Origin of the sequence: Serratia rubidaea, assembly GCF_016026735.1 — a bacterium.
Classification (GTDB): domain Bacteria; phylum Pseudomonadota; class Gammaproteobacteria; order Enterobacterales; family Enterobacteriaceae; genus Serratia_B; species Serratia_B rubidaea.
In genome coordinates this window covers 686,921-709,037 of sequence record NZ_CP065640.1, presented here as the reverse complement: position 1 = coordinate 709,037, position 22,117 = coordinate 686,921, and the positions used below count along the sequence as shown (strand labels likewise).

At 56.4% G+C, this 22,117-nt stretch carries 19 protein-coding genes; 12 read left to right on the top strand and 7 right to left on the bottom strand.

Features of this window, described 5'->3' with window-relative positions:
* Nucleotides 1-35 precede the first annotated feature (35 nt).
* From I6G83_RS03245 to evgA, 4 genes are all read right to left on the bottom strand, one after another.
* Nucleotides 36-1,202 carry an MFS transporter gene (locus I6G83_RS03245; RefSeq protein ID WP_054305815.1) on the bottom strand — a complete coding sequence of 389 codons (1,167 nt, stop codon included), beginning with the start codon at nucleotides 1,200-1,202 and terminating at the stop codon, nucleotides 36-38.
* 201 nt (nucleotides 1,203-1,403) lie between these two features.
* The gene (locus I6G83_RS03240) at nucleotides 1,404-2,153 is read right to left on the bottom strand and encodes a 3-oxoacyl-ACP reductase family protein (protein ID WP_054305816.1); all 750 of its coding nucleotides are present in this window, start codon (nucleotides 2,151-2,153) and stop codon (nucleotides 1,404-1,406) included.
* A 130-nt stretch (nucleotides 2,154-2,283) separates the two neighbouring features.
* Nucleotides 2,284-5,904, bottom strand: a complete 3,621-nt coding sequence (locus I6G83_RS03235; protein ID WP_054305817.1) for a response regulator — start codon at nucleotides 5,902-5,904, stop codon at nucleotides 2,284-2,286.
* Nucleotides 5,905-5,909: 5 nt separating this feature from the next.
* On the bottom strand, nucleotides 5,910-6,530 hold the full coding sequence (gene evgA, locus I6G83_RS03230; RefSeq protein WP_054305818.1) for an acid-sensing system DNA-binding response regulator EvgA: 621 nt from the start codon (nucleotides 6,528-6,530) through the stop codon (nucleotides 5,910-5,912).
* Between the two features lie 333 nt (nucleotides 6,531-6,863).
* Here evgA and I6G83_RS03225 point away from each other — a divergent pair, with 333 nt between their 5' ends.
* The 10 genes from I6G83_RS03225 to I6G83_RS03180 all read left to right on the top strand — a co-directional run bounded on the left by I6G83_RS03225 (nucleotide 6,864) and on the right by I6G83_RS03180 (nucleotide 17,935).
* Nucleotides 6,864-7,403, top strand: a complete 540-nt coding sequence (locus I6G83_RS03225) for a fimbrial protein (protein ID WP_054305819.1) — start codon at nucleotides 6,864-6,866, stop codon at nucleotides 7,401-7,403.
* Nucleotides 7,404-7,573: 170 nt separating this feature from the next.
* Nucleotides 7,574-8,281, top strand: a complete 708-nt coding sequence (locus tag I6G83_RS03220; protein WP_054305864.1) for a fimbrial biogenesis chaperone — start codon at nucleotides 7,574-7,576, stop codon at nucleotides 8,279-8,281.
* Nucleotides 8,282-8,315: 34 nt separating this feature from the next.
* Complete coding sequence (locus I6G83_RS03215; protein ID WP_072186103.1) at nucleotides 8,316-10,898, top strand: fimbria/pilus outer membrane usher protein; 2,583 nt, start codon at nucleotides 8,316-8,318, stop codon at nucleotides 10,896-10,898.
* Nucleotides 10,899-11,311: 413 nt separating this feature from the next.
* Complete coding sequence (gene ompA, locus I6G83_RS03210) at nucleotides 11,312-12,364, top strand: porin OmpA (RefSeq protein WP_072186104.1); 1,053 nt, start codon at nucleotides 11,312-11,314, stop codon at nucleotides 12,362-12,364.
* A gap of 90 nt (nucleotides 12,365-12,454) precedes the next feature.
* A complete protein-coding gene (locus I6G83_RS03205; protein ID WP_156484026.1) occupies nucleotides 12,455-12,631 on the top strand; it encodes a hypothetical protein in 177 nt (58 codons plus the stop codon).
* A gap of 34 nt (nucleotides 12,632-12,665) precedes the next feature.
* Nucleotides 12,666-13,103, top strand: a complete 438-nt coding sequence (locus I6G83_RS03200) for a hypothetical protein (RefSeq protein WP_054305822.1) — start codon at nucleotides 12,666-12,668, stop codon at nucleotides 13,101-13,103.
* Nucleotides 13,100-14,356 carry an FKBP-type peptidyl-prolyl cis-trans isomerase N-terminal domain-containing protein gene (locus I6G83_RS03195; RefSeq protein WP_054305823.1) on the top strand — a complete coding sequence of 419 codons (1,257 nt, stop codon included), beginning with the start codon at nucleotides 13,100-13,102 and terminating at the stop codon, nucleotides 14,354-14,356. Before I6G83_RS03200 ends, I6G83_RS03195 begins: the two co-directional genes overlap by 4 nt.
* Before the next feature lie 348 nt (nucleotides 14,357-14,704).
* Entirely contained in the window at nucleotides 14,705-15,586 is an 882-nt protein-coding gene (locus tag I6G83_RS03190) for a fimbrial protein (protein WP_161805780.1), read from the top strand.
* Between the two features lie 135 nt (nucleotides 15,587-15,721).
* The gene (locus I6G83_RS03185; RefSeq protein WP_054305824.1) at nucleotides 15,722-16,357 is read left to right on the top strand and encodes a helix-turn-helix transcriptional regulator; all 636 of its coding nucleotides are present in this window, start codon (nucleotides 15,722-15,724) and stop codon (nucleotides 16,355-16,357) included.
* A 981-nt stretch (nucleotides 16,358-17,338) separates the two neighbouring features.
* The gene (locus I6G83_RS03180) at nucleotides 17,339-17,935 is read left to right on the top strand and encodes a helix-turn-helix transcriptional regulator (RefSeq protein WP_054305825.1); all 597 of its coding nucleotides are present in this window, start codon (nucleotides 17,339-17,341) and stop codon (nucleotides 17,933-17,935) included.
* A gap of 69 nt (nucleotides 17,936-18,004) precedes the next feature.
* On the opposite strand, the gene I6G83_RS03175 is transcribed toward I6G83_RS03180, so the two are convergent.
* Nucleotides 18,005-18,643, bottom strand: a complete 639-nt coding sequence (locus tag I6G83_RS03175; RefSeq protein WP_054305826.1) for a CatB-related O-acetyltransferase — start codon at nucleotides 18,641-18,643, stop codon at nucleotides 18,005-18,007.
* Between the two features lie 243 nt (nucleotides 18,644-18,886).
* On the bottom strand, nucleotides 18,887-20,365 hold the full coding sequence (gene proP / locus I6G83_RS03170; RefSeq protein ID WP_054305827.1) for a glycine betaine/L-proline transporter ProP: 1,479 nt from the start codon (nucleotides 20,363-20,365) through the stop codon (nucleotides 18,887-18,889).
* Between the two features lie 490 nt (nucleotides 20,366-20,855).
* Between proP and I6G83_RS03165 the strand changes: the two genes are divergently transcribed.
* Nucleotides 20,856-21,449, top strand: coding sequence for an RNA polymerase factor sigma-70 (locus I6G83_RS03165; RefSeq protein WP_054305828.1), 594 nt, complete (start codon nucleotides 20,856-20,858; stop codon nucleotides 21,447-21,449).
* The gene (locus tag I6G83_RS03160) at nucleotides 21,442-21,636 is read left to right on the top strand and encodes a zf-HC2 domain-containing protein (protein WP_054305829.1); all 195 of its coding nucleotides are present in this window, start codon (nucleotides 21,442-21,444) and stop codon (nucleotides 21,634-21,636) included. Before I6G83_RS03165 ends, I6G83_RS03160 begins: the two co-directional genes overlap by 8 nt.
* Before the next feature lie 10 nt (nucleotides 21,637-21,646).
* On the opposite strand, the gene I6G83_RS03155 is transcribed toward I6G83_RS03160, so the two are convergent.
* Nucleotides 21,647-22,117 carry a DoxX family protein gene (locus I6G83_RS03155; protein WP_054305830.1) on the bottom strand — a complete coding sequence of 157 codons (471 nt, stop codon included), beginning with the start codon at nucleotides 22,115-22,117 and terminating at the stop codon, nucleotides 21,647-21,649.

Below are 22,117 nucleotides of genomic sequence, written 5' to 3'. Positions count from 1 at the left end.
GCAGAAGGGTGGCCCCTTCTGCTTTTTTATCGTTTTTAGCCGTTGGAATAGGCCACGCCTGCCCGTGCGCGGCGGTTCAGCAGCACCACCAGCAGCGCCAGCGCGGCAATGATCGCCCCCATCACCGGCACAAAGGCGTAGCCCAGCCCGGCGGACACCACCGCGCCGCCGGCGGCCGCGCCCAGGGCGTTGCCGAGGTTAAACGCGCCGATATTGACCGACGAGGAGAGGCCGGGCGCTTCGCTGGCGACGCGCATCACCCGCATCTGCAGCGGCGGCACCACGCCGAAGGTGGCGATGCCCCAGATAACCATGCCCAGCGCCGCGCCGATCTCACTGCGCGCCAGCAGCGGCATCAGCAGCATCACGGTCAGCAACAGCAGCAGAAAGCCCTTCAGCGTATTACTTTCCGAACGGTCGGCGAACTTGCCGCCGAGGTAGTTGCCGATCGAGAAGCCCACGCCGGTCAGCATCAGCATCAGGGTGACGAAGGTCGGCGTGGCGGCGGTCAGCGTATGCAGCACCGGCGCAATATAGGTGTAGAGGGTAAACATCGCCCCGGCGCCCAGCACGGTGGTCAGCAGCGCGGCCAGCACCTGCGGACGCAGCAGCACCGACAGCTCACGCTTCACGTCCGGACGTTCGCCCGCTTCCCCTTTCGGCAGTGAGAACCACAGCCCCAGCATGGCGATCACCCCCAGCCCTGCGGTGGCCAGGAACGACATGCGCCAGCCGATGGTGGCGCCGAGCCAGGTGGCGGCCGGCACGCCGCCGATATTGGCGATGGTCAGCCCCATAAACATGGTGGCGACGGCGCTGGCCTGTTTTTCTTTAGCGACCACGCTGGCGGCGACCACCGAACCGAGGCCGAAGAACGCGCCGTGGTTCATGCTGGTGATAATGCGCGACAGCATCAGCGTGGTGTAATCCGGCGCGATGCTCGACAGCACGTTACCCAGGGTAAAAATCGCCATCAGGAACACCAGCGCGTTTCTGCGCGCGCGGTGAGACAGCAGCAGGGTCATCAGCGGTGCGCCGATCATCACCCCGACGGCGTAGGCGCTGATCAGCATCCCCGCTTTGGGTATCGAGACGTCCACCCCTTCGGCGATCACCGGCAGCAGCCCCATCGGGGAGAATTCGGTGGTGCCGATGCCGAACGCGCCCACCGCCAGCGCCAGCAAAGGATAATTAATTTTCATGTAGCAACTCCATTAGCCGCTGCCAAAGCGCGGAAAGATAGTGAAAGTGGCGAAAGTATGACATTGGTCACAGCAAAGATAAGCCGGCGGCGGGGGAAAAGATTTTTGCTGATTTGCGCACAATAAGGGGGAAACTGGGCGTGTTTTTGCAAAAGGGCCAGACGGGAAACGGCGGCCCGGGCAGGCCGCCGTGGATAAGCGTTACGCCGCGAAGCCGCCGTCGATGGTCAGGCTGGCGCCGGTGATAAAGCCGGCTTCCGGGCCGGCCAGATAGGCGACAAAGCCGGCGATCTCTTCATCCTTGCCGTAGCGGTCGAGGGCCATCAGCTGTTTCAGCTGTGCGGCGAATTCGCCGTCGTCCGGGTTCATATCGGTATCCACCGGGCCGGGCTGCACGTTATTGACGGTGATGCCGCGCGGGCCAAGATCGCGCGCCATGCCCTTGGTCAGGCCGACCAGCGCGGATTTACTCATGGCGTACGCCGCGCCGCCGCCAAACGGCACGCGTTCGGCGTTGGTGCTGCCGATATGGATAATGCGGCCGCCGTCGTTCATATGGCGCGCCGCTTCCTGGCTGGCGATAAAGACGCTGCGCACGTTAACCGCCAGCATGCGGTCCAGATCGTCCAGCGGCAGCTCTTCGATGCCGCCCATCGCAAACACCCCGGCGTTGTTCACCAGAATGTCCAGCTTACCGAAGTGCTGCGCCGCCTGCTGCACCGCCCGGCGCAGCGCTTCGGCGTCGGCGCTGTCGGCCTTGATGGCCAGCGCCTTGCCGCCGGCGGCGCTGATGGCGTCCACCACGGCGTTAGCCTTATCGGCGGAGGAGACGTAGGTCAGCGCCACCGCCGCGCCTTCGCGCGCCAGGCGCTGTGCGATAGCGGCGCCGATGCCGCGCGAACCGCCCTGAATAAAGGCGACCTTGTTTTGCAGAGGAAATGTTGTCGTCATGCTGTTTCTCCTTAAAGGGGTGAACCTACACACTGGGGGCCAGTATCGGAGATGTGCCGGGTGGGTAATGTTCAGAAAGAGCTATGCGCGCGGAAAACGGCCGCTTTTGCCGTTTTCCGCGCGCGGTGCGTTATTCCTGCGGCAGGCGGCCAATAAATGCCGTTATCGCCTGTTCAAGTCGGGCGTTTTTTTCGCTGAGGGTAAGCAACTGCCGTTGGATATCGTCGGCATCCGGGGCATGTCGACAGGCGGCTTCCAACCGTTCGTAAAGCGGGATCAATGCCTCCGCAGCGATAATCTGGGCCGACCCGGTCAGGCGGTGAGCGCAAATCGCCAGCGCCGCCCAGTCTTGCCGCTGGCATAGCTCCGCCGCCTGCGCCAGATCCTGCCGGTTGTCCTCCTGGGCGCGCAGCAGCATCTGTTGTAAAAAGGCCGTATTATTCATCGCCAAATTTTGCAGCGCCGGCAGGTCAATCAGCGTTTCCAGCGGCGCGGCGGCCGGGGAACGACTCGCGAGGGTTGCCAGCATTTCTTCCAGCTGCGGCAGACGCAGGGGTTTGAACAGGCAGTCATCCATACCGGCCTCCTGGCAGCGTACGCGCTCCTGCGGCTGTGCATTGGCGGTCAGCCCCCAGATGGCCACCGCGCTGTTGGTGGCCCGGATACGTTTGGTCAGGGTAAAACCATCCATAACCGGCATATTGCAGTCGGTAATCACCAGATCGTAATGACCTGACTGCCAGAGCGCGAAGGCTTTTTCACCGTCCGTCGCCTCATCAACCGCATGCCCTAAGGTATTCAGCTGGCGTCGCAGCAGTAAGCGGTTGGTGGCGTGATCGTCGACAATCAGGATCTTCAGCCGGGCTTGTGCGCTGGCCGTGGTGTTATGCGCTGATGTGTCGGGCACCCTGCTGCGCGCCGGCACCGTCAGCCGCACCGTCACCGTTGTCCCCTGGCCCGGCTGGCTGTCCAGCGTCATCGTGCCGTGCATTTTCGCCAGCAGCTCTTTGCTGATCGCCAGCCCCAGACCGGTGCCGGTCTGCATTTTTCCCGCCTCCAACTGGCTGAAAGGCTGGAACAGTCGCTGCCGCTCATGGCTGCTGATGCCGATGCCGCTGTCCTGCACCCGCAGTATCAGCGTTATTTGTCGCTCGCTGTCGCCGGCCGGCACGGCTTCGGCATAGACGTTCACCTCTCCCCGCTCGGTAAATTTAATGGCGTTGCTCAGATAGTTGGACAGTACCTGCCGCAGACGCTGCTGATCGACCCAAATCTCCTGATCGGCGGGCAGCAGGGAGTGGTATTGCAGCGTTAACTGTTTGTTGGCCGCCAACGCCTGGAATATCTGCACGGTTTCAACCAACAGCGTATCGGGGTCGACCCAGTCGGGCAGCAGATCCAGATTGCCCGACTCAATTTTCGCCATATCCAGAATATCGCCGATCAGGCCCAGCAGCGATTGCGCCGAGGTATAGGCCAGACGAATAGCCTCATCGTCGTCGTCATGGGTAATGCGTTTTTTGCGATCGTGGCGCACCAGTTCCAGCAGCCCAATAATGGCGCTGATCGGCGTGCGGATCTCATGGCTCATGGTGGCCAAAAAGGCGCTTTTCGCCCGACTGGCTTTGTCCGCGTTCTCTTTTTCCGCCTGGAGCTCCAGCAACAGATTTTCATGCTCGGTAATATCCTGCCAGCCGCAGATCAGTCCTGCGACGGCATCGTGGTTATCGGTATACACCGTGCACCAGTGGGACACCGTCCGCTGCTGAACGCCGTCGTACAGCTGCAGTGTGCGTGTCAATGCCTCTGGCATGGGAGGAGGGGCGTCATCCATCAGCGGCATCAGCGTCGGCAGTACGTTTGCCAGCGGATGGCGCTGGTCGAACAGCGGCAATTGCAGATGCTCTGGGGGAACGCGGGCAAAGAACGCGCTGAACGCCTTATTGCTGCTGATAATTTCCCCTTGCCGGTTGATCACGTAAATGGGTCTTGGCGCGCCGTTTAGCAGGGTATCGCGGAATTTTAGCTGGGCGAGCAGGTTGGTTTGCGTTTGCTGACGCACGCGCGCCTGTCGTCGCAGATAGAGCACCCAGCAGAGCGCCACCACCACCAGCAGCAAGGCGAGAATAGCGATGCCGTAAAAGCGGGCGCTGTAGAGGCGCCAGGTTTCTAAGTGCACCTTCGGCGCCGCCTGCCACTTGTTGATGATATGGCTGATATCGCTGGGTGGAATATCGGCCAGCGCTTTATTCAGGATACTGCTTAGCTCCGGGGCGTTGCGGCGCGTAGCGAATCCCAGCCATGCGGGGGATTCATCCAGGCGAAGGGCGATTTTGAGCTGGCCGCGGAAGTAGCTTTCCATCATGTAGTTGACCCCCAGCTGATTATGAATGGCGCCGTCGACGCTGCCTTCGCTCACCTGTTGCATCGCCAGACTGGCGTTGGCGACCTTGACCCAGCGGATGCCCGGATAGCGGCGCGCCAGCGCCGCCTGCATGCTGTTGCCGTCAACCACCGCCAGCGTCAGCGAATTGTTTAAATCCTTTGGCGCGCCGGGGCCATTGCGCACCACCAGCACAAACGGCGTTTGCAGGTAGGGGCGGGTAAAAATCAGCTGCTGCTCGCGCTCAACGCTGTAGCTGATGGCGGCCAGAAAGTCCGCCCGATCGGCATCCAGCAATTCGACCATTTCGCCAACGCTGTCGGCGATAACCGGTTTGAAGTTCATCCCGGTACGCAGATGGATCAATCGCAGCAGATCGGCGCTGATGCCGGAGAAATTGTGGTGTTCGTCCAGCGTGGTGAATGGTCCGTAAAAGGGGTTGATCACCACCCGCAGCTGCGGGTGCTGTTGCAGCCAACGCTGTTCCTGGGCGGTGAGCTTCAATGGTTTACGCAGCGTCGTCAGATCGGGGGAGTTCAACCACTGCTGAATAATGGCATTGCGCCGCAGAGACGAGACATCGTGCAGTGCGGCGTTGAGCGCCAGCAGCAGCGTGCGGTCTCTCTTGCGTACGATAAAACGGCTGCCGATAGGTTGATTCGGCAGCAGAGCGACCACGCTCAACGTGTTGATGTAGTTACGCTCAATCAGAAAGTTGGCGGTGAGAAAGTTGCCGATAAAATAATCGGTTTTGCCGGCAACCACCGAGGAGATTGCGCTTTGGTTGGAGGGAAAGCGCTGAATAACCGCCTGGGGATAGTGCGCTTTAATCACGCTATCGGCAAGGTAGCCTTCGGCAACGGCCAACCGCAGCGCTTGGGTCGTAGGAATGGGGCGGTTAGCCCGGGATTCCAGCCCGACCAGCGCCGGCGTGTTGGCGATATAGCTGCGACTGGCGGTTAGCTCCAACCCTTCAGGAGGCAGAGCGCCGTCGTTATCCGCCAACAGATCCGCTTTGCCCTCGGCGATGGCGGCCAGCGCGGCATCACGGCTGCGATAGAGCGTGACCTGGGGGATTAGCCCCAGATTACGGGTGATAAGGCTGAGATAATCAGCGGTGATGCCTTCGCAGGTGTCCGGGGCGCTCAGCATATCGAACGGCGGCATCGTGGGTTGCGCGATGGCGATGCGCAATACGCGTTTTTTCCCCAGCCAGCGCCAGGCGCTATTAGGTAACGCCACTTCCAGTTTTGGACCGCTTTCGCGGCTGAACAGATTTAATGCTGGCTGACTGGCAGAGTCGGCCGCGCGGCATGTTGGCAGGAAGATGATGCACAACAGCAGTATCACCAGACCTCGGATGTACATTTGGACTATTCTAGGTTATTGCGGCGGGCGAATTCAAACAGTTCCAGCTGGGTTTTACAGCCGATTTTTTCCATCAGCCTGGTTTTGTAGGTGCTGACGGTTTTATTGCTGATATTCATTTTTCCAGCGATGCGGACGTTTTCCATACCTCTGATCAAATAGCGGAAAACCTGAAACTCCTGCTGGGACAGCGTAAGCAGTTTATCTTTATCTTCCTGATAGGCGTTAAGTGCCGAGACGTTTTTATTCATCGGGAAGTAGCCGTAGCCGCTCATGGCGGCATTAATTGCCGCGACGATATTATTGAGATCGTTCTTTTTACTGATAAAGCCGTTGGCGCCGGCTTCTATTCCACGCTGGGCGTAAAACTCGGGGTTCTTGGCGGAAACAATAATAATAATCCCAGGGTAGCTTGCGGCGCGTAGTTTTTTGATAACCTCTATACCGTTCATTCCGTTGATGTCGATATCGAGGATGAGAATATCCGGATAATATTTGTCGACCAGCGTGAGCGTTTCCGTGCCATCCCCTGTTTCGGCTAACAGTGTATGTCCTTCATTTTCAATCACAAACTTGATCGCCATCCGTGCAAGCGGATGATCGTCGACAATGATCGCACTGGCCATAAATCCCCTTGAAATTAACGTTATGAGAAAGTTCTCACGCTGATTTTTGGCAGATTAACAGAAAAGTATAGCGATATTAATACCCACCTCTGTAGGACGAGAACCTACGCATGTAGGACACATCCTTCTTATCTTGGGTTGCCTCTCTTATGGTTCGGATTTGTCCGGCGAACATACACTGACCCCGCTGAATTAAACGCCGTTGAGGCAGTTTGGCATCTCCATCTAGCAAAGCATTTTTTTGAACAACGGATGTAAAGGCTAATGATTTGCATTACGGCCAATGCGTCCGGAATTAATTAAATCGGACATTACCCAAAAGGAAGTTTATTTATGAAAAAACATTTAGTTGCAATGCTGATCACCACCGCTACCGGCCTGGGCATGATGTCTGGCGCCAACGCTGCGGACGGCACCATCCATTTCACCGGCGCGATTATCGCCGATGCCTGTACGGTTGACGCCGATTCTCAGGATATGACCGTTAACCTGGGCACCGTATCCAGCACTGCATTCGGCGCAGCCGGTGATAAGGCCTCCCCAACGCGCTTTACCATTAACCTGGGTTCTTGCCCAACCACCCTGACCAGCGCATCGGTGAAATTCGACGGCGTTGCGGACAGCGCCAACAATGACCTGCTGCAGCTGGATGCTTCCGCCGATCCAACCGATGATGCCAGCGGCGTAGGCATTGAGATTTCGGATAATACCGGCACCGCGATTCCGTTGTTCACCGCTTCAAAAGAGTACCCGATTGATGCGACGACCAACTCGGCCAGCATGGACTTTACCGCACGTTACGTGGCGACCGCGGCGACCGTTAACGCGGGCGCGGCTAACGCGACCTCTCAGTTCACCGTGAACTACCAGTAATAGCGATGATGATACCGGCGCTGACGCGCCGGTTTTTTCGCCGTAAGCCAGGGTCAGACACTGGCAGCTTTGGCTTGTTCTTTCTTGCTTTTCTCACGCCCGGGGCGGCTTTGACAGAGGCCGAGACCGGAAACGGGGAACACCGTGGAAACAAAACATAGGTTATGCAAATGAAAACGACCTTTGTCAAAAAGATCGCCCTGGCGCTGTGCGTATTTAGCTTCTGGTCCGGCTATGCGCAGGCCGGCGTCGTCGTCGGGGGCACCCGCGTGGTATATGACGGCGCAAAACGAGAGGCATCGCTGTCGATCAGCAACCCGGATAAAACGCCGTATCTGATTCAGTCCTGGGCGGACAACGACGGGCCGGACGGCAAACAGAAAGCGGGCGCCAAGCCGCCGTTTGTGGTCACCCCGCCGCTGTTTCGCCTTGAACCACGCGGAGAGAACCTGCTGCGTATTATCCGCACCGGGGGCGCACTGCCGGAGGACCGCGAATCGGTGTTCTGGCTGAATGTGAAATCGCTCCCGTCTGCGCCGCAGGGCGAGCGCAACGTGCTGCAGATCGCCGTTAAAACGCGCATCAAGCTGTTTTACCGGCCGGGAGGATTGCCGCGCATGTCGGAGGACAGTTACCAGCAGGTGAGCTTCCAGCGCCAGGGCAACCAGCTGCAGGTCAGCAACCCCACTCCTTATTTCCTGAGTTTCTTCTCGCTGAAGGTCAATGGCCAAACCGTGGACACCACCAACGTGATGGTGCCGCCGAAGGGCAGCGCGAGCTACCGTCTGCCGGCGAGCGCGGCGGGCGGCCAGGTGAGCTGGCAGCTGATTAACGATTACGGCGGCACCAGCAAAGTGTTTGCTTCCCCACTGAAATAGCGGCCGCCACGGTTGGTTAGGGAGATTTTCAGGTATGACCATCAATGTATGTTCGGCTTTACCCCGCGTCAGCGGACCGGAAGGGCGTCCGACGCCGTTGGCGGTGCTGATTGCCGTTGCCCTGAGCGTGCCGACGCAGGCGCAGGCGCGCGATGAATTTAACGTGCGCGCGTTGGAAATTGACAATCCGATGAGCGTGCCGGCGGATTTGTCGCAGTTTACCCAGGCCGGGGGGCAGGCGCCCGGCGACTATCGCGTCGATATTATGATTAACGGTGAGCCGCAGGATACCCAGAATATCAAGTTTGTCGCCGGCAAGGGCGGCAGGCTGCAGCCGGAGCTGACGCCGGCCCTGCTGGCGGACTGGGGGGTTAATCTGGCGTCGCTGCCTGCGTTTCAGGGAGTCGCGCCAGATACGTCGATTGACGATCTGGAAAAATATATTCCGCAGGCCACCACCCATTTTGACTTTTCCCGCCAACGTCTGGAGATCACCGTGCCGCAGGCGTCGATGAACCTGACGGCGCAGGGCGCGGTCGATCCGAAATACTGGGATAACGGAGTGCCGGCGCTGCTGCTGGGATACAGCTTCACCGGCGGCAATAGCTGGAGCGACGCGGCGCAAGGCCGTAACGACAACTATTTCCTGAACCTGCGCTCTGGCATTAACTTGGGGGCGTGGCGTCTGCGCAACTACAGCACCTGGAACTACAGCAGCGGCGGCGGCAGCGGTGACGGCGCGCAGAGCCAGTGGGACTCCATCAACACCTATCTGCAGCGCGACGTGCCGGTGATTAAAGGACAGTTGACGCTGGGGGACAGCTATACGCCGTCCGACGTGTTCGACAGCCTGCAGTTCCGCGGCGCACAGCTGGCCTCGGACGACAACATGCTGCCGGACAGCCTGCGCGGCTTTGCGCCGACGGTGCGCGGCATCGCCAACTCCAACGCCAGGGTGACCGTCCGCCAGAACGGCACGGTGATCTACCAGACCTACGTGCCGCCGGGGGCGTTTACCATTAACGATCTGTTCCCCACCTCGGCGAGCGGCGATCTGCAGGTCACCATCACCGAGGCCGACGGCAGCGAACGCAGCTTTATTCAGCCGTTCGCCAACGTGCCGGTGATGCAGCGCGAAGGGCGGGCGAAGTACGCGTTTACCGTCGGTAAATATCGCGCGCCGAATCACTACAACGAGGAGCCGATCCTCGGCCAGGCGACGCTGATTTACGGCCTGCCGCATGATGTGACCGCCTACGGCGGCTTCCAGACCTCCGACAACTATAACGCGCTGGCGTTTGGTCTGGGCTTTGGCCTGGGCGAACTGGGGTCTCTCTCGCTGGACGCCACCCAGGCGTATACCACGCTCAGCGATGGCAGCAATAAAGAAGGGCAGTCGTACCGTTTCCAGTACTCCAAATCGATCGCCGCCACCGATTCTACCGTGACGCTGGCCGGCTATCGCTACTCCACCAAAGGCTTCTACACCTTCAGTGAAGCGGCGGACTACCAGTTGTTTAATGACAACAACTTCTTCAATATGCGCAACAACAAGCGCAGCAAGCTGCAGCTGAATCTGACCCAGAACCTGATGGGCGGCGAGTGGGGCGCGCTGTCGTTCTCCGGCTATCAGCAGGATTACTGGAACGCCGCGGGCTACGAGCGCAACCTGAGCGTGGGCTATAACAACGGCTGGAACGGCATCAACTACTCGCTGCTGTATACCTACAGCGCCTACCCCGGCCGGCAGAATGATAACAACCAGCAGCTGGCGCTGAACGTCAGCATTCCGCTCAGCCGCTGGCTGCCGAACACCTACGCCAACGCCAGCGCCACGGTGGATAAAAGCGGTCGCGCGCGCTATCAGACCGGCTTCAGCGGTACCGCGCTGCCGGACAATAACCTCAGCTATAGCGTGACGGAAAGTTACGGCACCCACGGTGAAGGCAACAGCGGATCGTTGAACGGCAACTACCGCGGCCCTTATGCGCAGGTCAACGGCGGTTACAACTACAGCCGCGGTTATCAGCAGTTGAGCTACGGTTTACAGGGCGCAGTGGTGGCGCATCCGTACGGCGTAACGCTGTCGCAGCCGCTGTCCGGCGAGATGGCGGCGCTTGCTCTGGTGCGCGCGCCGGGAGCGGATGACGCCAAGGTGCAGAACCAGACCGGCGTCTATACCGACTGGCGCGGCTATGCGGTGGTGCCGTATCTGAACCCTTACAAACGCAGCCGCGTCGCACTCGACCCCGGTTCGCTCGGCGACGATGTGGATATCGACACTAACGTACAGAGCGTGGTGCCGACCGCCGGCGCGCTGGTGCTGGCCAACTTCAGCACCCGGGTGGGGCAGCGCGTCTTGATGACGCTGACGCAAAACGGCCGCCCGCTGCCGTTCGGCGCTACGGTATCCGTGGATGGCGATGAGGCCAACACCGGCATTGTCGGCAACGATGGTCAGGTTTATTTAAGCGGGATAGCCAATCAGGGCAGTCTGACGGCGAAGTGGGGTAACGGCGCGGATAAAACATGCCGGGCCAGCTTCACACTGGATAATGATGCGAAAAATAAAAGCGTATCGGAGAGCGTATTAACGGTTAACGCCCGGTGTTTATAAACGGCGTTGCAGATCAATAATGTTCTATTTTCTCAACATTAAAAGACGGGTTTCTGGCGTGGCATTCGCTAACGATTAGCGAGTTATTATTAGACGCAAGGGGGGGCGCCGGAATGGTGAATGCCTCCGTGATATTCACGATGAAATATAACTAGATCCTTCGCTAATAAATAGTTAAAGGCGGTTATTTATTTTTAATGAGCCCATGTTTCTGATGTGTGGTCATTATTGAAAAGGGAATATTCTCTTTATTCCCCGTGATGGTAAGTAGGCATATTTATACCGGTTCCGTTTGCATCGTGCCTGAACAAGGAGGTTCATTTCTCTGTTCCCATTTTCCCGTTGCGTTGTGGGAACAGAGATTTCTTTTTACACGGCAAAGGGCCACCACTATTTAACGACAAGGAATTCTCATGAAGAAAACGACGGCAGCACTCAGTTTGGTATTGGCCGCTTTTACCGCCGGCGCGCAGGCGGCCGGTCAGCCTGAAAGCTGGTACGCCGGCATCAAGGCCGGCTGGTCAGATTATTACAACGCTTCCATTCCACAGGGCTTCAGCCCGGATGCCGTCGGCGGCAGCCGTTACGGCATCAAGGGCAGCAACGCGGTGGGCGGCGTGTTTCTCGGCTACCAGGCCAACGACTGGCTGGCGCTGGAAGGCGGCTATGACTACCTCGGCAATATGGAGATCACCAGCAGCAACGGCAGCGGCGGGCGGCTGAAAGCGCAGGGGATACAGCTGGGCGTCAAACTGAGCGCGCCGCTGACGGCGAGCTGGGATGTATATGCGCGCGGCGGCGCGATGGGCTGGCGCAGCGATGTGCAGCGGGCCGGCGGCTCCACGGTGGATACCGGCCTCAGCCCGATGGCGGCGTTGGGCACCGAGCTGGCGCTGAGTGACAATCTGGCGCTGCGGCTGGAGTATCAGTACACCGCCAACGTCGGCGAGGGCGGCGGCAGCGGCGTGACGGCGGATAACGGCCAGACCAGCCTCGGCCTGCTGTACCGCTTCGGCGCGCCGGAGCAGACGGCAGCGCCGATCGTTCCACCGCGCGAGCCTGAACTGGAGGTGAAAACCATCACGTTGAAGGCCGACACGCTGTTTGCCTTTAACCGCGCCGATCTGACGCCGGACGGCCTGCAGGAAGTGCAGATCGTCGCCGAGGGGCTGCGCGCCCAGCGGCTGGATAATCTGCGCGTCGATGTCTACGGCTACACCGACCGGCTGGGGGCGGCGGATTACAACCTGGATCTGTCGCAGCGTCGCGCCCGCACGGTGGCGGAAGCGCTGAGCGATAGCGGTATTTCTCCGGCCAATATTAATGCGCGCGGCATGGGCATCAGCGACGCCATGACCGGCAGCCAGTGCGACGGCGTTCATCAGCGTGACGCATTGATTGACTGCCTGTCGCCGGAGCGCCGGGTAGATATTAACGTCCGCGGCGAGAGCGCCTACGTTTTCTAAACGCTGATGCGATCGGGGGGCGTGCACGTTAACGGCGGCGGAGGCGGAATGATGCGGCGTAACCTTCAGTATTGTGCTGGCCGTCGGGCATTGGCTGTACTGCACGTGTTGCTGATTGGCCTCGTCGCCGCGGCGGCGGGCGCCCTGTTGGGGCTGCTGTCCGGCCTGGCGATTAACGCGCTGGCGTCGGAATGCGCCGTCGCCGCGTTAACGTCAACGTTTCCCCTGATTCACGAGCTGTATCTGGCATTTTGGCTGGTTCTTTGAGGGAGCTTCCGCTCCCATTGCAAGAGAGTTTCTCATGATGATTGCCCTTTTCCATCAGCGCGGGCGCGCCTTACGCCTGTGCGGCTGCGCCGCATTTTCTCTGTTGCTGAGCGGCTGCCTGTCTGCTCCGGAAGAGACGACGGCGCCGACGCCGACGGTGCAGGCGGCCCCAGCGCCGGCAGAAGCAACGGTAGCGCCGCCGCCTAAATCCGTGAATTCCATTGAGCAGTGCCGTAAGGCGCTGGATTCGCTGCAGAAGATTAATCCGCAGTCATACCGGCAGAAGAAAGCGTATTTTGACTCACTGCTCGGCTCCGTCGCGCAGTACAGCGCCGTGCGCGGCGAGGTCAGCGGCGGCACCAAAGACACCATTGACGCGCTGTACAAGTTCAAAACCAATAAGGTGTGCGCCGATATTGAAAATGAAGTAATGAACGGCCTGGTGCGGCGGGCGGAGAGGATGACGCCATGAAAGCGCGCTTAACGTTACTCTCTTTTTGCCTGCTGGCGGCGCAGGCCTCGGCCGGCGGGAACGCTGTTGATAATGAAGGGCTGCAGACGCTGACCTCGATTACTCAGCAAAACAGCGATATTCCGGCGCTGTTGAACTATGCCGAGCGGACGCCGGCGTTGCCTGCTCCTACTTCTGCGCCGACGGCGCCTGCGGTAAAAAACGGCGAGGCTTCACGGCTGATGAAAACGCTGCGCGAGCAGCAGGCGGAGATGGGGCGGCAGGAAAAAACAATCGCTGCCCTGCGCGCGGAGCTGCAGGCGTTGAAGCAGCGTCCGCCGGTCAATGATGCGGCGTTGCAGGAGGTGGAAAAGCTGCAGCAGGCGCTCAAGCAGCAGCAAGCTCACTGGCAGCAGCAGAAAGCCGCCATGACGGATGCGCAACAGCGGTTTACTCAGGCCGAGGAGGCGCTGCAGGGTAAAGAGCGTGAGCTGCAGGACAGCCGGCAGCTGCTGGCAAAGCAGCATGCCGAGCTGAGCACCCTGACGCTGCAGATGAATAACGGGCGTGAACAGCGGGAAGCGGCAGAGCGTCGGGCGCATGACAGCGCGGAGAAGCTGGCGGCGCTGCAGGCGGAAAAACAGCCGCCGGTGCTGGATAGCGAGCCGCAGCAGCAGGCCTATGCGGTCGGCGCTTCGCTGGGGGGCGATATGCTCAAGCTGCTGGCCGATCGGGCGGCGCAGGGCGTATCTCTGGATCGTGAACGGGTGCTGGCGGGCGTTCACGACGCCTTCAGCGGTAAATATCGGCTGGATGAAAAGGCGCGTAATAAAGCCTTGTATGACAGCGCCGTCGCCGTCAATCAGCATCAGCAAAAAGAGAAGGAGCAGGCGCTGGCCGCAGGTAAACGTTATCTGGCCGATTTTAAAAAAAAGGGCGCGAAGTCGCTGCCTGACGGCGCCTGGTATCACATTGAGTATGCCGGCAGCGGAAAAATTGAAGCGGATAGCACGGTGGATGTCGTTATTAAGGAAAGCCTGCCGGACGGTACCGTGATTAGCGATATGGAACACAGTGGCAAAGTTTTATCGCAACGGCTGGATGCTTATCCGGCCGTGTTCCGCGCCGCGCTGAGTAAGCTGGAAAATCACGGCAGCTTGCAGCTGATGGTTCCGCCGGAAAAAGCCTATGGCGATCGTGGTCTGCCGCCGAAGATCCCGCCAGGGGCGACGATGATCTATCAGATTCGTATTGTAGACGTGCAGAAAAAGTGATTTAGGTGTCATGGAGCATTATTCCAAGTGATTGTTTATAAAAGTCAGGTTTCATGAGTAAAGGTTTTTGATAGTGATATAAAACCAGATTAATGCTATGCGGTTAAGCTATGGATTATTGTTTTTAGTATGTTTTAAATGACAGTTTGATCTGGTTTTATTTTTCATATGCGAGGTGTTTAATATTTCTGCGGAATTTTAACTTTTCATTAAATAATATGCTAAAGCATAAAGTAAAGAGGTGAGCGGATGATAAAGCGAATGGTGTATATATTTTTGTTGGGTGTGTCTTTTACTCCACTACAGCTAATGGCTGCATGCAATTGGTATACGGGGAGTCTTGGGACAATGAATATTAATGTTGGAACGTTAAATAACCTGGCAGAACAAAATATAGGGGCGGTTGTTTTCTCCAGAACTGTTTCCCTTGATAGTGTTGGTAGTCATTTCGGTATCCGGTGTGGCGCATATACGCGCTTTAATATTTATGGCAGCATGAGCGGAAGTCCGGAAAGTGGGTATAGTGGTGTGTATCGGACAAATATTCCCGGACTGGGGATTCGTGTCAGTATGTGGAGCGATACAATTTACCATGAAACACCAACCACGCCAACAGTCGCCCCTTTTACATGGCGGATATTTTATAATACCAGCGAAAATTTTGACTATAATTATGGCTCTGGATATATACAGGTAAGAGTTGAATTAATAAAGACAGCGGAGTTTGTCGAGTCAGGAAATCTTAGTTATCAGGTTAATAATATATTGGTCGCAGAACAGTTGCCTGTGCAAAACCTTAATGTTACAGGACGGGTGATCGGTGGGTGTTCTGTCAGTAACAGCGCTATTAATGTTCCCTTGGGTATTGTTCCTAGCAACCGTTTTTCTGGGCCGGGAGACACCGCTCAACCTACGGACTTTAATATCTCTTTACGTTGTAGTGTAGACACTAGAGTTAGCGTCAGGTTTGACGGTACAGCTGATGGTTCTGGCGCTACAGGTGTTATTGCCCTGGATCCGCCAACGAGCGGTAGTGCAGCTGAAGGCGTAGGGATACAGATTATTTATAATGATCTTCCCGTACCAATAGGTTCGGATATTTATGTGTTAACGCCAAGCAGTAATGGGAATATTGATGTGCCATTTATAGCTCAATATTATCAGACGAGAGATCGTATAAATAGTGGTCAGGCGAATGGTACGGTGACATTTACAATGTCATATGATTAGGTGGCTAATGTTATATTTGATGTAAACTGTATTGTAAGTGGTTGTTGCTTTTTTATGGGGCATGTATTTTATGTGTCCCATTGCAATGATTAATTAATTATCTTACACCACAATAAAAATAAACAGGATGCCGGTATGCAAAAGGTATTGTTGGTTGATTTTACCCATTCTATGACACAGACCTTTCACTATTTCTTTAATGCCTATTATTCCGGGCGCGTTTTATATGATGCTATGTCACCACCGGATATTGGCGGCATGATCAGACGACGGCCGGACGTTAACCGCGAAATTGTGCTGTTTTATCTGTCGCGCAATATGACCCACTCGCCGCAGCAGTTACGCATTATATCTTCATTTTTCAACGTCTATCCGGACGTTAAGGGGGCGGCGCTGGTGGACAATAACCGAGCGGTGGCGGGCAGGCTTTACCGGCAGTTGCCGCTGTCGGTGATTTATCAGGGGGAGCCGTTGTCTGATATGGTGCGCATGATTAACCGCGTGCTGCAACACCGTAAGGTAATCAGCGAAAGACTCTGTTCCTATGAGGAAGAAGTGCGTGATTTTCTATGGGAAGAGAGAGTACGCCTGCTGACGCTGCAAGAGAAGAACGTCATGATTGATGTGCTGCAAGGGTTACCGCTGTGCAGGATTGCGCGTAATCATAATATTAAAATGAAAACTGCAGCCAGCCATAAGTATAATGCCTTTCGTAAACTCGGCGTGTTGCGAAAAATCGACTTGCTGCAGTTAAGGATTGAGTGGTTTTGACTCTGCCAATGCGCTTCTCAGCGTCGCTCGACGTAGATTTTATATCTTTGCGTAAACCGGTAGTGTTTATAAAAGCAAAAAATACTGAGAGAGAAAAGACAGACCGCGCTAATGAACTCCATATTAACCTCCTTGACGTTTGGATATTTAACTTACTCCTTCTGTGTCACTTAATGATTTGGACTATTCTTTTATTTTTGTAGGACCTTGCCGCGTGCCGTGGGACGGCGGCCTACTTTATTGGTCATCGTCCTACATTTTTAGAACTTTATGCAAAGCATGCGCCTGCCTGAGCACAGGAAGGCATCCTTTCTCACCGCAGTAAGGAGCGGAGGAAGAGAAGGGGGCAGGTTTTTTTGGGGATGTTTCTTGTGGATAGGAATATTCTTTTGCAAAACGTGCTGTCACCCTGTTTTGGTAGGGTGATAACTCTATAGGTTTATAAGTCGCATGATTTAACAGCACTTTTTTTGCATTACACGGCGTTTTTTGTCTTTTATTTCGATTACTCCTATGGAAATATCTTATTATTGATAGGTTGGAACGATCGACATTGTATTATTTGATCAGTTTTTTCATTGGTTTTACCGATCGTTTTTTTATTATTGATCGTTAATGTTGATCGTTATTTGTTTGCACAGTATGATTCAAAAAAACGCGATGAGGAATAAAGCTGCGCCGCTTGTTGCATTAGGCCTCCGTGGCTGGTTTAAGGGAAGATAATAGTGATGGTTATTTTTCATTTTCTCTGTTATTAACTGTTTTTCTGGCGTCATTATGGTATGTCGTATTATTTTGACGTATCCCTCATCTCTACGCTTTTTAATTGTCACCTTTTTTAATATATTTTTCTGACTGTTGTTTTTGCGGCGAAAATAAAATCGTGGATGCGCCGTGCAGCAAAATAAGCAAATAAAATAACAGCGTGTTTTACTGGTTGTCGATGTTTTTCGATATCGCCGGCATTAATGGTAATGATTTATGGACATTTTTTTCACGGAAGAAACGGGCGGGGTTGATAAGAATCGCCAGACTGCTTTCCCCTTGTACGGTAATGACAACTATTATATTTACAGCCTGAGCCTGCTGCTGGAGGATCTGCTGGCGGATGAGGACGCGACAGAGCGGCAGCTGCCCGCTATCTGGGTGCTGAGCGGGTTTCAGGATGTTTTATCCTATATCCAACAGATGAAGAGAAATGCGGAGAATATCGTGATTGGCGATGAGCGGCATTATCGCCTGTTGTCCGGTATTGCCAGCATTGGCGACATGTTTTTTATCCATGCTTCATTGCCCGTCGTGGAAATCAAAGAGCGCTTAAGATTTGTGATCCGCCGTAAGGCGGACGGCAAAATGCTGCGTGAATACCGTTATCACGATACGCAGGCATTTTCCGCCGGGGCGAGAAAAACGATTAAGCTGCTGCTCAAAGGGCTGCCGACCTGGCGCGTGGCGCAGGAGTGCAGCATTCATCACCGTGCCGTCAGCGTATATAAGCGCAACGTGATGCGGCGGCTGAACGTTAATAATACTCAGGAGCTGGTGATTAAGTGCCGGCTGATGGAGCTGCAGTGGTAGCACGCCCTACGGCGCAAGATAATGATGATAGCTATGCAGGCCTTACGGCCTGCATTTTTTTATCTGCCGTCAGGCAGCGGGTGAAGCGAGACGGCTTACCGCCTGCTCTAACGCGGCGATATCATCGCTGGCCAGCCAGGGCTGGATGCTGACGATATCCTCTTCCGGCAGGTCGTAAATCCGCAGCGCCAGCAGGCGCGCGATGGTTTCGTCTGCAAAGCGCCGTTTAATCGGCCGGGCCGGGTTGCCGCCCACCACGGTGTAAGGCGCGACGTCGCCCGTCACCACGCTGCCGGCGGCGACGATCGCCCCTTCGCCAATGGTGACGCCGGGCATCAGCATCGCGCGCATGCCGATCCAGCAACCGTCGCCGAGCCGCGTATCGCCTCTGGGCTGGTAAGAGGCCTGAATGCTGGCCATAAACGGGTAAAGGCTCAGCCAGTCGGTGCGGTGGGTGTGGTTGCCGCCCATCAGAATCACCGTTTCCGCGGCGATGCAGACAAAGTTGCCAATCAGCAGGCGGTCCAGCTTGCCCAGCGGCTCCCACTGCCGGCTGTAGGCGTCGCCGTGCAGATAGCGCACCACGTCGCGTTCAAAGCCATTGTCCCAGCAGTCGCTGTAATAGCTGTGGCTGCCTTTAACGATAATATTCGGGTTGGTCACCGTTTGGTGTAACAGTTCGATCTTTGACCAGTGTTTTTCTGACATGGAACTTCTCGATTAATACATTGAAAAGGCCACGGAACGTGTTGTCTGTGGCAGTGTTTCCGTTCATCAACACTGCCGGATCAAGCGATAAGCGCTCGTTTTAATCGCGGGTTAACGGGCATTTCATCCTCCAAAGCGGCGGGCATTGTAGCAGTAACCACACACTTCGTCATGACTATCTGCCGGGCGGCCAATAAAAAGGCCGCCGATAAATCGGCGGCCCTGTGTTTAGCCTCGGCAGCGTCAGGAGGCGTTGGTTTCTGCCTGACGAAGCGCCTTGCGGCGCAGCCGCAGTTTTTTCACCAGATGGTGGGCCTCCTTGGTGCTGGCCACCGTCGGCGGGGAGCCGCGCAGCGGCTTCTTGGCCGTTTCGCGCAGCGTCAGCACGGTGATAATGCCGATTACCCCGGCGCCCATCATATAGTAGGCCGGCATCATGATATTGCCGGTGGTGTCCACCAGCCAGGCGGTGATTAACGGCGTGGTGCCGCCAAACAGCGAGACCGACAGGTTAAAGCCGATGGCCAGCGCGCTGTAGCGCACGTCGGTGACGAATAACGCGGGCAGCGTGGCCGGCATGGTGCCGCTAAAGCAGGAGTGCAGCACGCCCAGAATCACCAGGCCGCCAAACACCGCCAGCAGATTGCCGGAAGCCAGCAGCATAAAGGCGGGAATGGCGAGCAGGATCAGCCCGGCGGCGCCCAGTGCGATCACCGGACGGCGGCCGATACGGTCAGTGGTGTAACCCCAGAACAACGTCAGCGGCATCATCACGAACATGATCACCATCACCAGCAGCAGGCTGCTGAGCTGCCCCAGCCCCAGAATGCCGCTGAGGTAGCTTGGCATATAGGAGGTCAGCATATAGTTGGAGACGTTAAACAGCAGCACCAGCCCTACGCATTTCAGGATAGAGACGCGGTACTTCTTCAGCATCTGCAGCAGGCTAAGACGCGGCTTGCTGTGCTCCAGCGCTTCCTGCTGCGCCATATGCTGCTGGAAGGCCGGCGTTTCTTCCAGCTTCAGGCGGAAGTAAAAGCCGATTAACCCCATCGGTGCGGCGATAAAGAACGGAATACGCCAGCCCCAGTCCATCATTGCCTGCGCGGACAGTGCGGAGGTGAGGATGGTGACCAGGCTGGCGCCTAGCAGGTAGCCGCCGATGGTGCCGAACTCTAAAAAGCTGCCCATAAAGCCGCGGCGTTTATCCGTCGAATATTCGGCGATAAAGGTGGCGGCGCCGGAGTATTCACCGCCGGTGGAGAAGCCCTGCAGCAGGCGGGCCAGCAACAGCAGCACCGGCGCCAGAATGCCGATGGAGGCGTAGCTGGGGATCAGGCCGATGCAGCAGGTGCCGATGGCCATCATGATCATGGTGATGGCCAGCACTTTCTGCCGGCCGATGCGGTCGCCCATCCGGCCGAACACGATGCCGCCAATCGGGCGGATCAGGAAGGCGGCGGCGAAGGTGCCGAAGGAGGCGATCAGCTGCGCCGCCGTGCTGGCGTTAGGGAAAAACACTTTACCGATGACCAGCGCCAGGTAACTGTAAACGCCAAAATCAAACCATTCCATGGCATTGCCCAGCGCAGCGGCGCCGACGGCTCGTTTGAGCATATCACTATCAACAATAGTAATGTCGTCAACGGTCAATTCCGGCGATTTATTGTTGAGAGGGAGGTGCTCATTCGGTAGTGTGGTTGGAGAGTGTTGGGAGGTCATATTTTCCTCAAAATAGTTGCGTGATATTTATCGTATTTGTTGTCCTGATGTAAAATAAGAACATAAAACTAACGTAATAACGTCAGGTTGGGGATTATTCGGGGGCGCTACTCTAATATACCCGCAGCGAGAATTGCAAGTTTCACGGGAATATTCATTTTATTCAGGTGGTTGTTTCTGTGGTTACTACAAGATGTGTCACGAGGTTTCATATTATCACCGTTTGTTGTGATAATGTGTAAATTAGCCTCCGCCAATATCCCTGCCTGTTTTCAGGTTTTTTATTGTATTTGTTATTGACGCTGGCGATGTGGCAAAAAATGGTTTTTTTATATTATTTTTATCGCGTCGCGGTTGTTTTTTTATAATATGACGTGCAGGCAGATATTCGCACGGCATAAAAGTGATATAATATTCCTGATTTATTTAGCGATTTTATCCGGGAGTTTTATTATAATCGTCAACTATCCGTCAGCCGTTGCAGAGCCTTATGCCCAATTCGCATAGCCCGTTAACCGATCCTCAGTTTGTTGCCGAATTACAGCAGCAGATGCTGCAATTCGCTCGCCTGCAGCTTAATGATTTTCATCAGGCGGAGGACGTGGTGCAGGAAGCCTTTGAAGGCGCAATGAAAAACGCGGGTTCGTTTGCCGGCAGGGCGGCGTGGAAAAGCTGGGTGTTTGCGATTCTGCGCAATAAAATCGCCGATACGCTGCGTAAGCGCTATCGCCAGGCGGAGGTGCAATCCGTCGATGAGGAAGATCGGCAAGACTTTGAGGCGCTGTTTGACGCGCAGGGGCACTGGCCGGCGGATGAACGGCCGCAGCGCTGGCATCAGCCGGACGAATCCTGCGAGCAGGCGCAGTTTTGGCAAATCTTCGAGCTGTGCCTGACGCAGGTGCCGGCTAAAAACGCCCGGGCTTTTATGATGCGTGAATTTATCGGCTTGGAAACGCAGGAAATATGCCGTGAAATGGCGCTGTCAGTGACTAATCTTAACGTAGTGCTGTGGCGGGCGCGTATGCGCCTGCGGGAGTGTTTATCACAGCGTTGGTTTAGCCGTGAAGGAGGCGAACATGCTTAACTGCCACCGTGCGACCCGCCTGATGTCCCAGGCGCAGGATGCGCCGCTGCCGTTGACCCAGCGGGCGGCGCTGCGTTTCCATCTGCTGTTTTGCTCCGGCTGTCGCAACTTTCAGCGGCAGCTGGTTGATCTGCGCGGTATCACGTCGGCTTTCGCCCAGGGTAAAGATCGGTCGACCAAGCGCTAGGCCATGCGCTTCAGCGCCGGCGCAGCAGGTGGTCAAGCGACAGCCTGCCGCCGCCGTAGCTCATCAGATAGATCTGCGCGCTCATCCACATAATATGCACCGGCCAGGCGTCCGGGTAGACGAAAACCTGAATCACCAGCGTCATCACCCACAGCGCCAGCGCGGAAAAGCGCGTCGCCAGGCCGAGCAGCAGCAATAGCGGGAAAAGGTGTTCCGCCACGGCGGCCAGGGTGGCCGCGATGGCCGGCGGCAGCAGCGGCAGCTGGTACTCGGTGGCGAACAGCGCCAGCGCACCGCTGGTCAGGTGCGGTATCCCCAGCCGCAGCGGCTCGCCGCCCAGAATATCGATCGTCAGCCCTTCAACCTTACTCTGCCCCGACAGCCAGAACGTGGCGGCCAGCGCAAGGCGCGCCAGCAGGCCGAGCAGGCTTTCCTGGACGATTTTCTGACTCCTTGCCGCCAGCGTATGCAGTAATTCCAT

Excerpts from the sequence above, each read along its gene's own strand:
- ompA (WP_072186104.1), top strand. The coding sequence starts at position 11,312 with ATGAAGAAAACGACGGCAGCACTCAGTTTGGTATTGGCCGCTTTTACC.
- I6G83_RS03190 (WP_161805780.1), top strand. The coding sequence starts at position 14,705 with ATGAATATTAATGTTGGAACGTTAAATAACCTGGCAGAACAAAATATA.
- I6G83_RS03175 (WP_054305826.1), bottom strand. The coding sequence starts at position 18,643 with ATGTCAGAAAAACACTGGTCAAAGATCGAACTGTTACACCAAACGGTG.
- evgA (WP_054305818.1), bottom strand. The coding sequence starts at position 6,530 with ATGGCCAGTGCGATCATTGTCGACGATCATCCGCTTGCACGGATGGCG.
- I6G83_RS03235 (WP_054305817.1), bottom strand. The coding sequence starts at position 5,904 with ATGTACATCCGAGGTCTGGTGATACTGCTGTTGTGCATCATCTTCCTG.
- I6G83_RS03155 (WP_054305830.1), bottom strand. The coding sequence starts at position 22,117 with ATGGAATTACTGCATACGCTGGCGGCAAGGAGTCAGAAAATCGTCCAG.
- proP (WP_054305827.1), bottom strand. The coding sequence starts at position 20,365 with ATGACCTCCCAACACTCTCCAACCACACTACCGAATGAGCACCTCCCT.
- I6G83_RS03225 (WP_054305819.1), top strand. The coding sequence starts at position 6,864 with ATGAAAAAACATTTAGTTGCAATGCTGATCACCACCGCTACCGGCCTG.
- I6G83_RS03180 (WP_054305825.1), top strand. The coding sequence starts at position 17,339 with ATGGACATTTTTTTCACGGAAGAAACGGGCGGGGTTGATAAGAATCGC.
- I6G83_RS03215 (WP_072186103.1), top strand. The coding sequence starts at position 8,316 with ATGACCATCAATGTATGTTCGGCTTTACCCCGCGTCAGCGGACCGGAA.
- I6G83_RS03165 (WP_054305828.1), top strand. The coding sequence starts at position 20,856 with ATGCCCAATTCGCATAGCCCGTTAACCGATCCTCAGTTTGTTGCCGAA.
- I6G83_RS03200 (WP_054305822.1), top strand. The coding sequence starts at position 12,666 with ATGATGATTGCCCTTTTCCATCAGCGCGGGCGCGCCTTACGCCTGTGC.
- I6G83_RS03160 (WP_054305829.1), top strand. The coding sequence starts at position 21,442 with ATGCTTAACTGCCACCGTGCGACCCGCCTGATGTCCCAGGCGCAGGAT.
- I6G83_RS03245 (WP_054305815.1), bottom strand. The coding sequence starts at position 1,202 with ATGAAAATTAATTATCCTTTGCTGGCGCTGGCGGTGGGCGCGTTCGGC.
- I6G83_RS03220 (WP_054305864.1), top strand. The coding sequence starts at position 7,574 with ATGAAAACGACCTTTGTCAAAAAGATCGCCCTGGCGCTGTGCGTATTT.
- I6G83_RS03240 (WP_054305816.1), bottom strand. The coding sequence starts at position 2,153 with ATGACGACAACATTTCCTCTGCAAAACAAGGTCGCCTTTATTCAGGGC.
- I6G83_RS03185 (WP_054305824.1), top strand. The coding sequence starts at position 15,722 with ATGCAAAAGGTATTGTTGGTTGATTTTACCCATTCTATGACACAGACC.
- I6G83_RS03195 (WP_054305823.1), top strand. The coding sequence starts at position 13,100 with ATGAAAGCGCGCTTAACGTTACTCTCTTTTTGCCTGCTGGCGGCGCAG.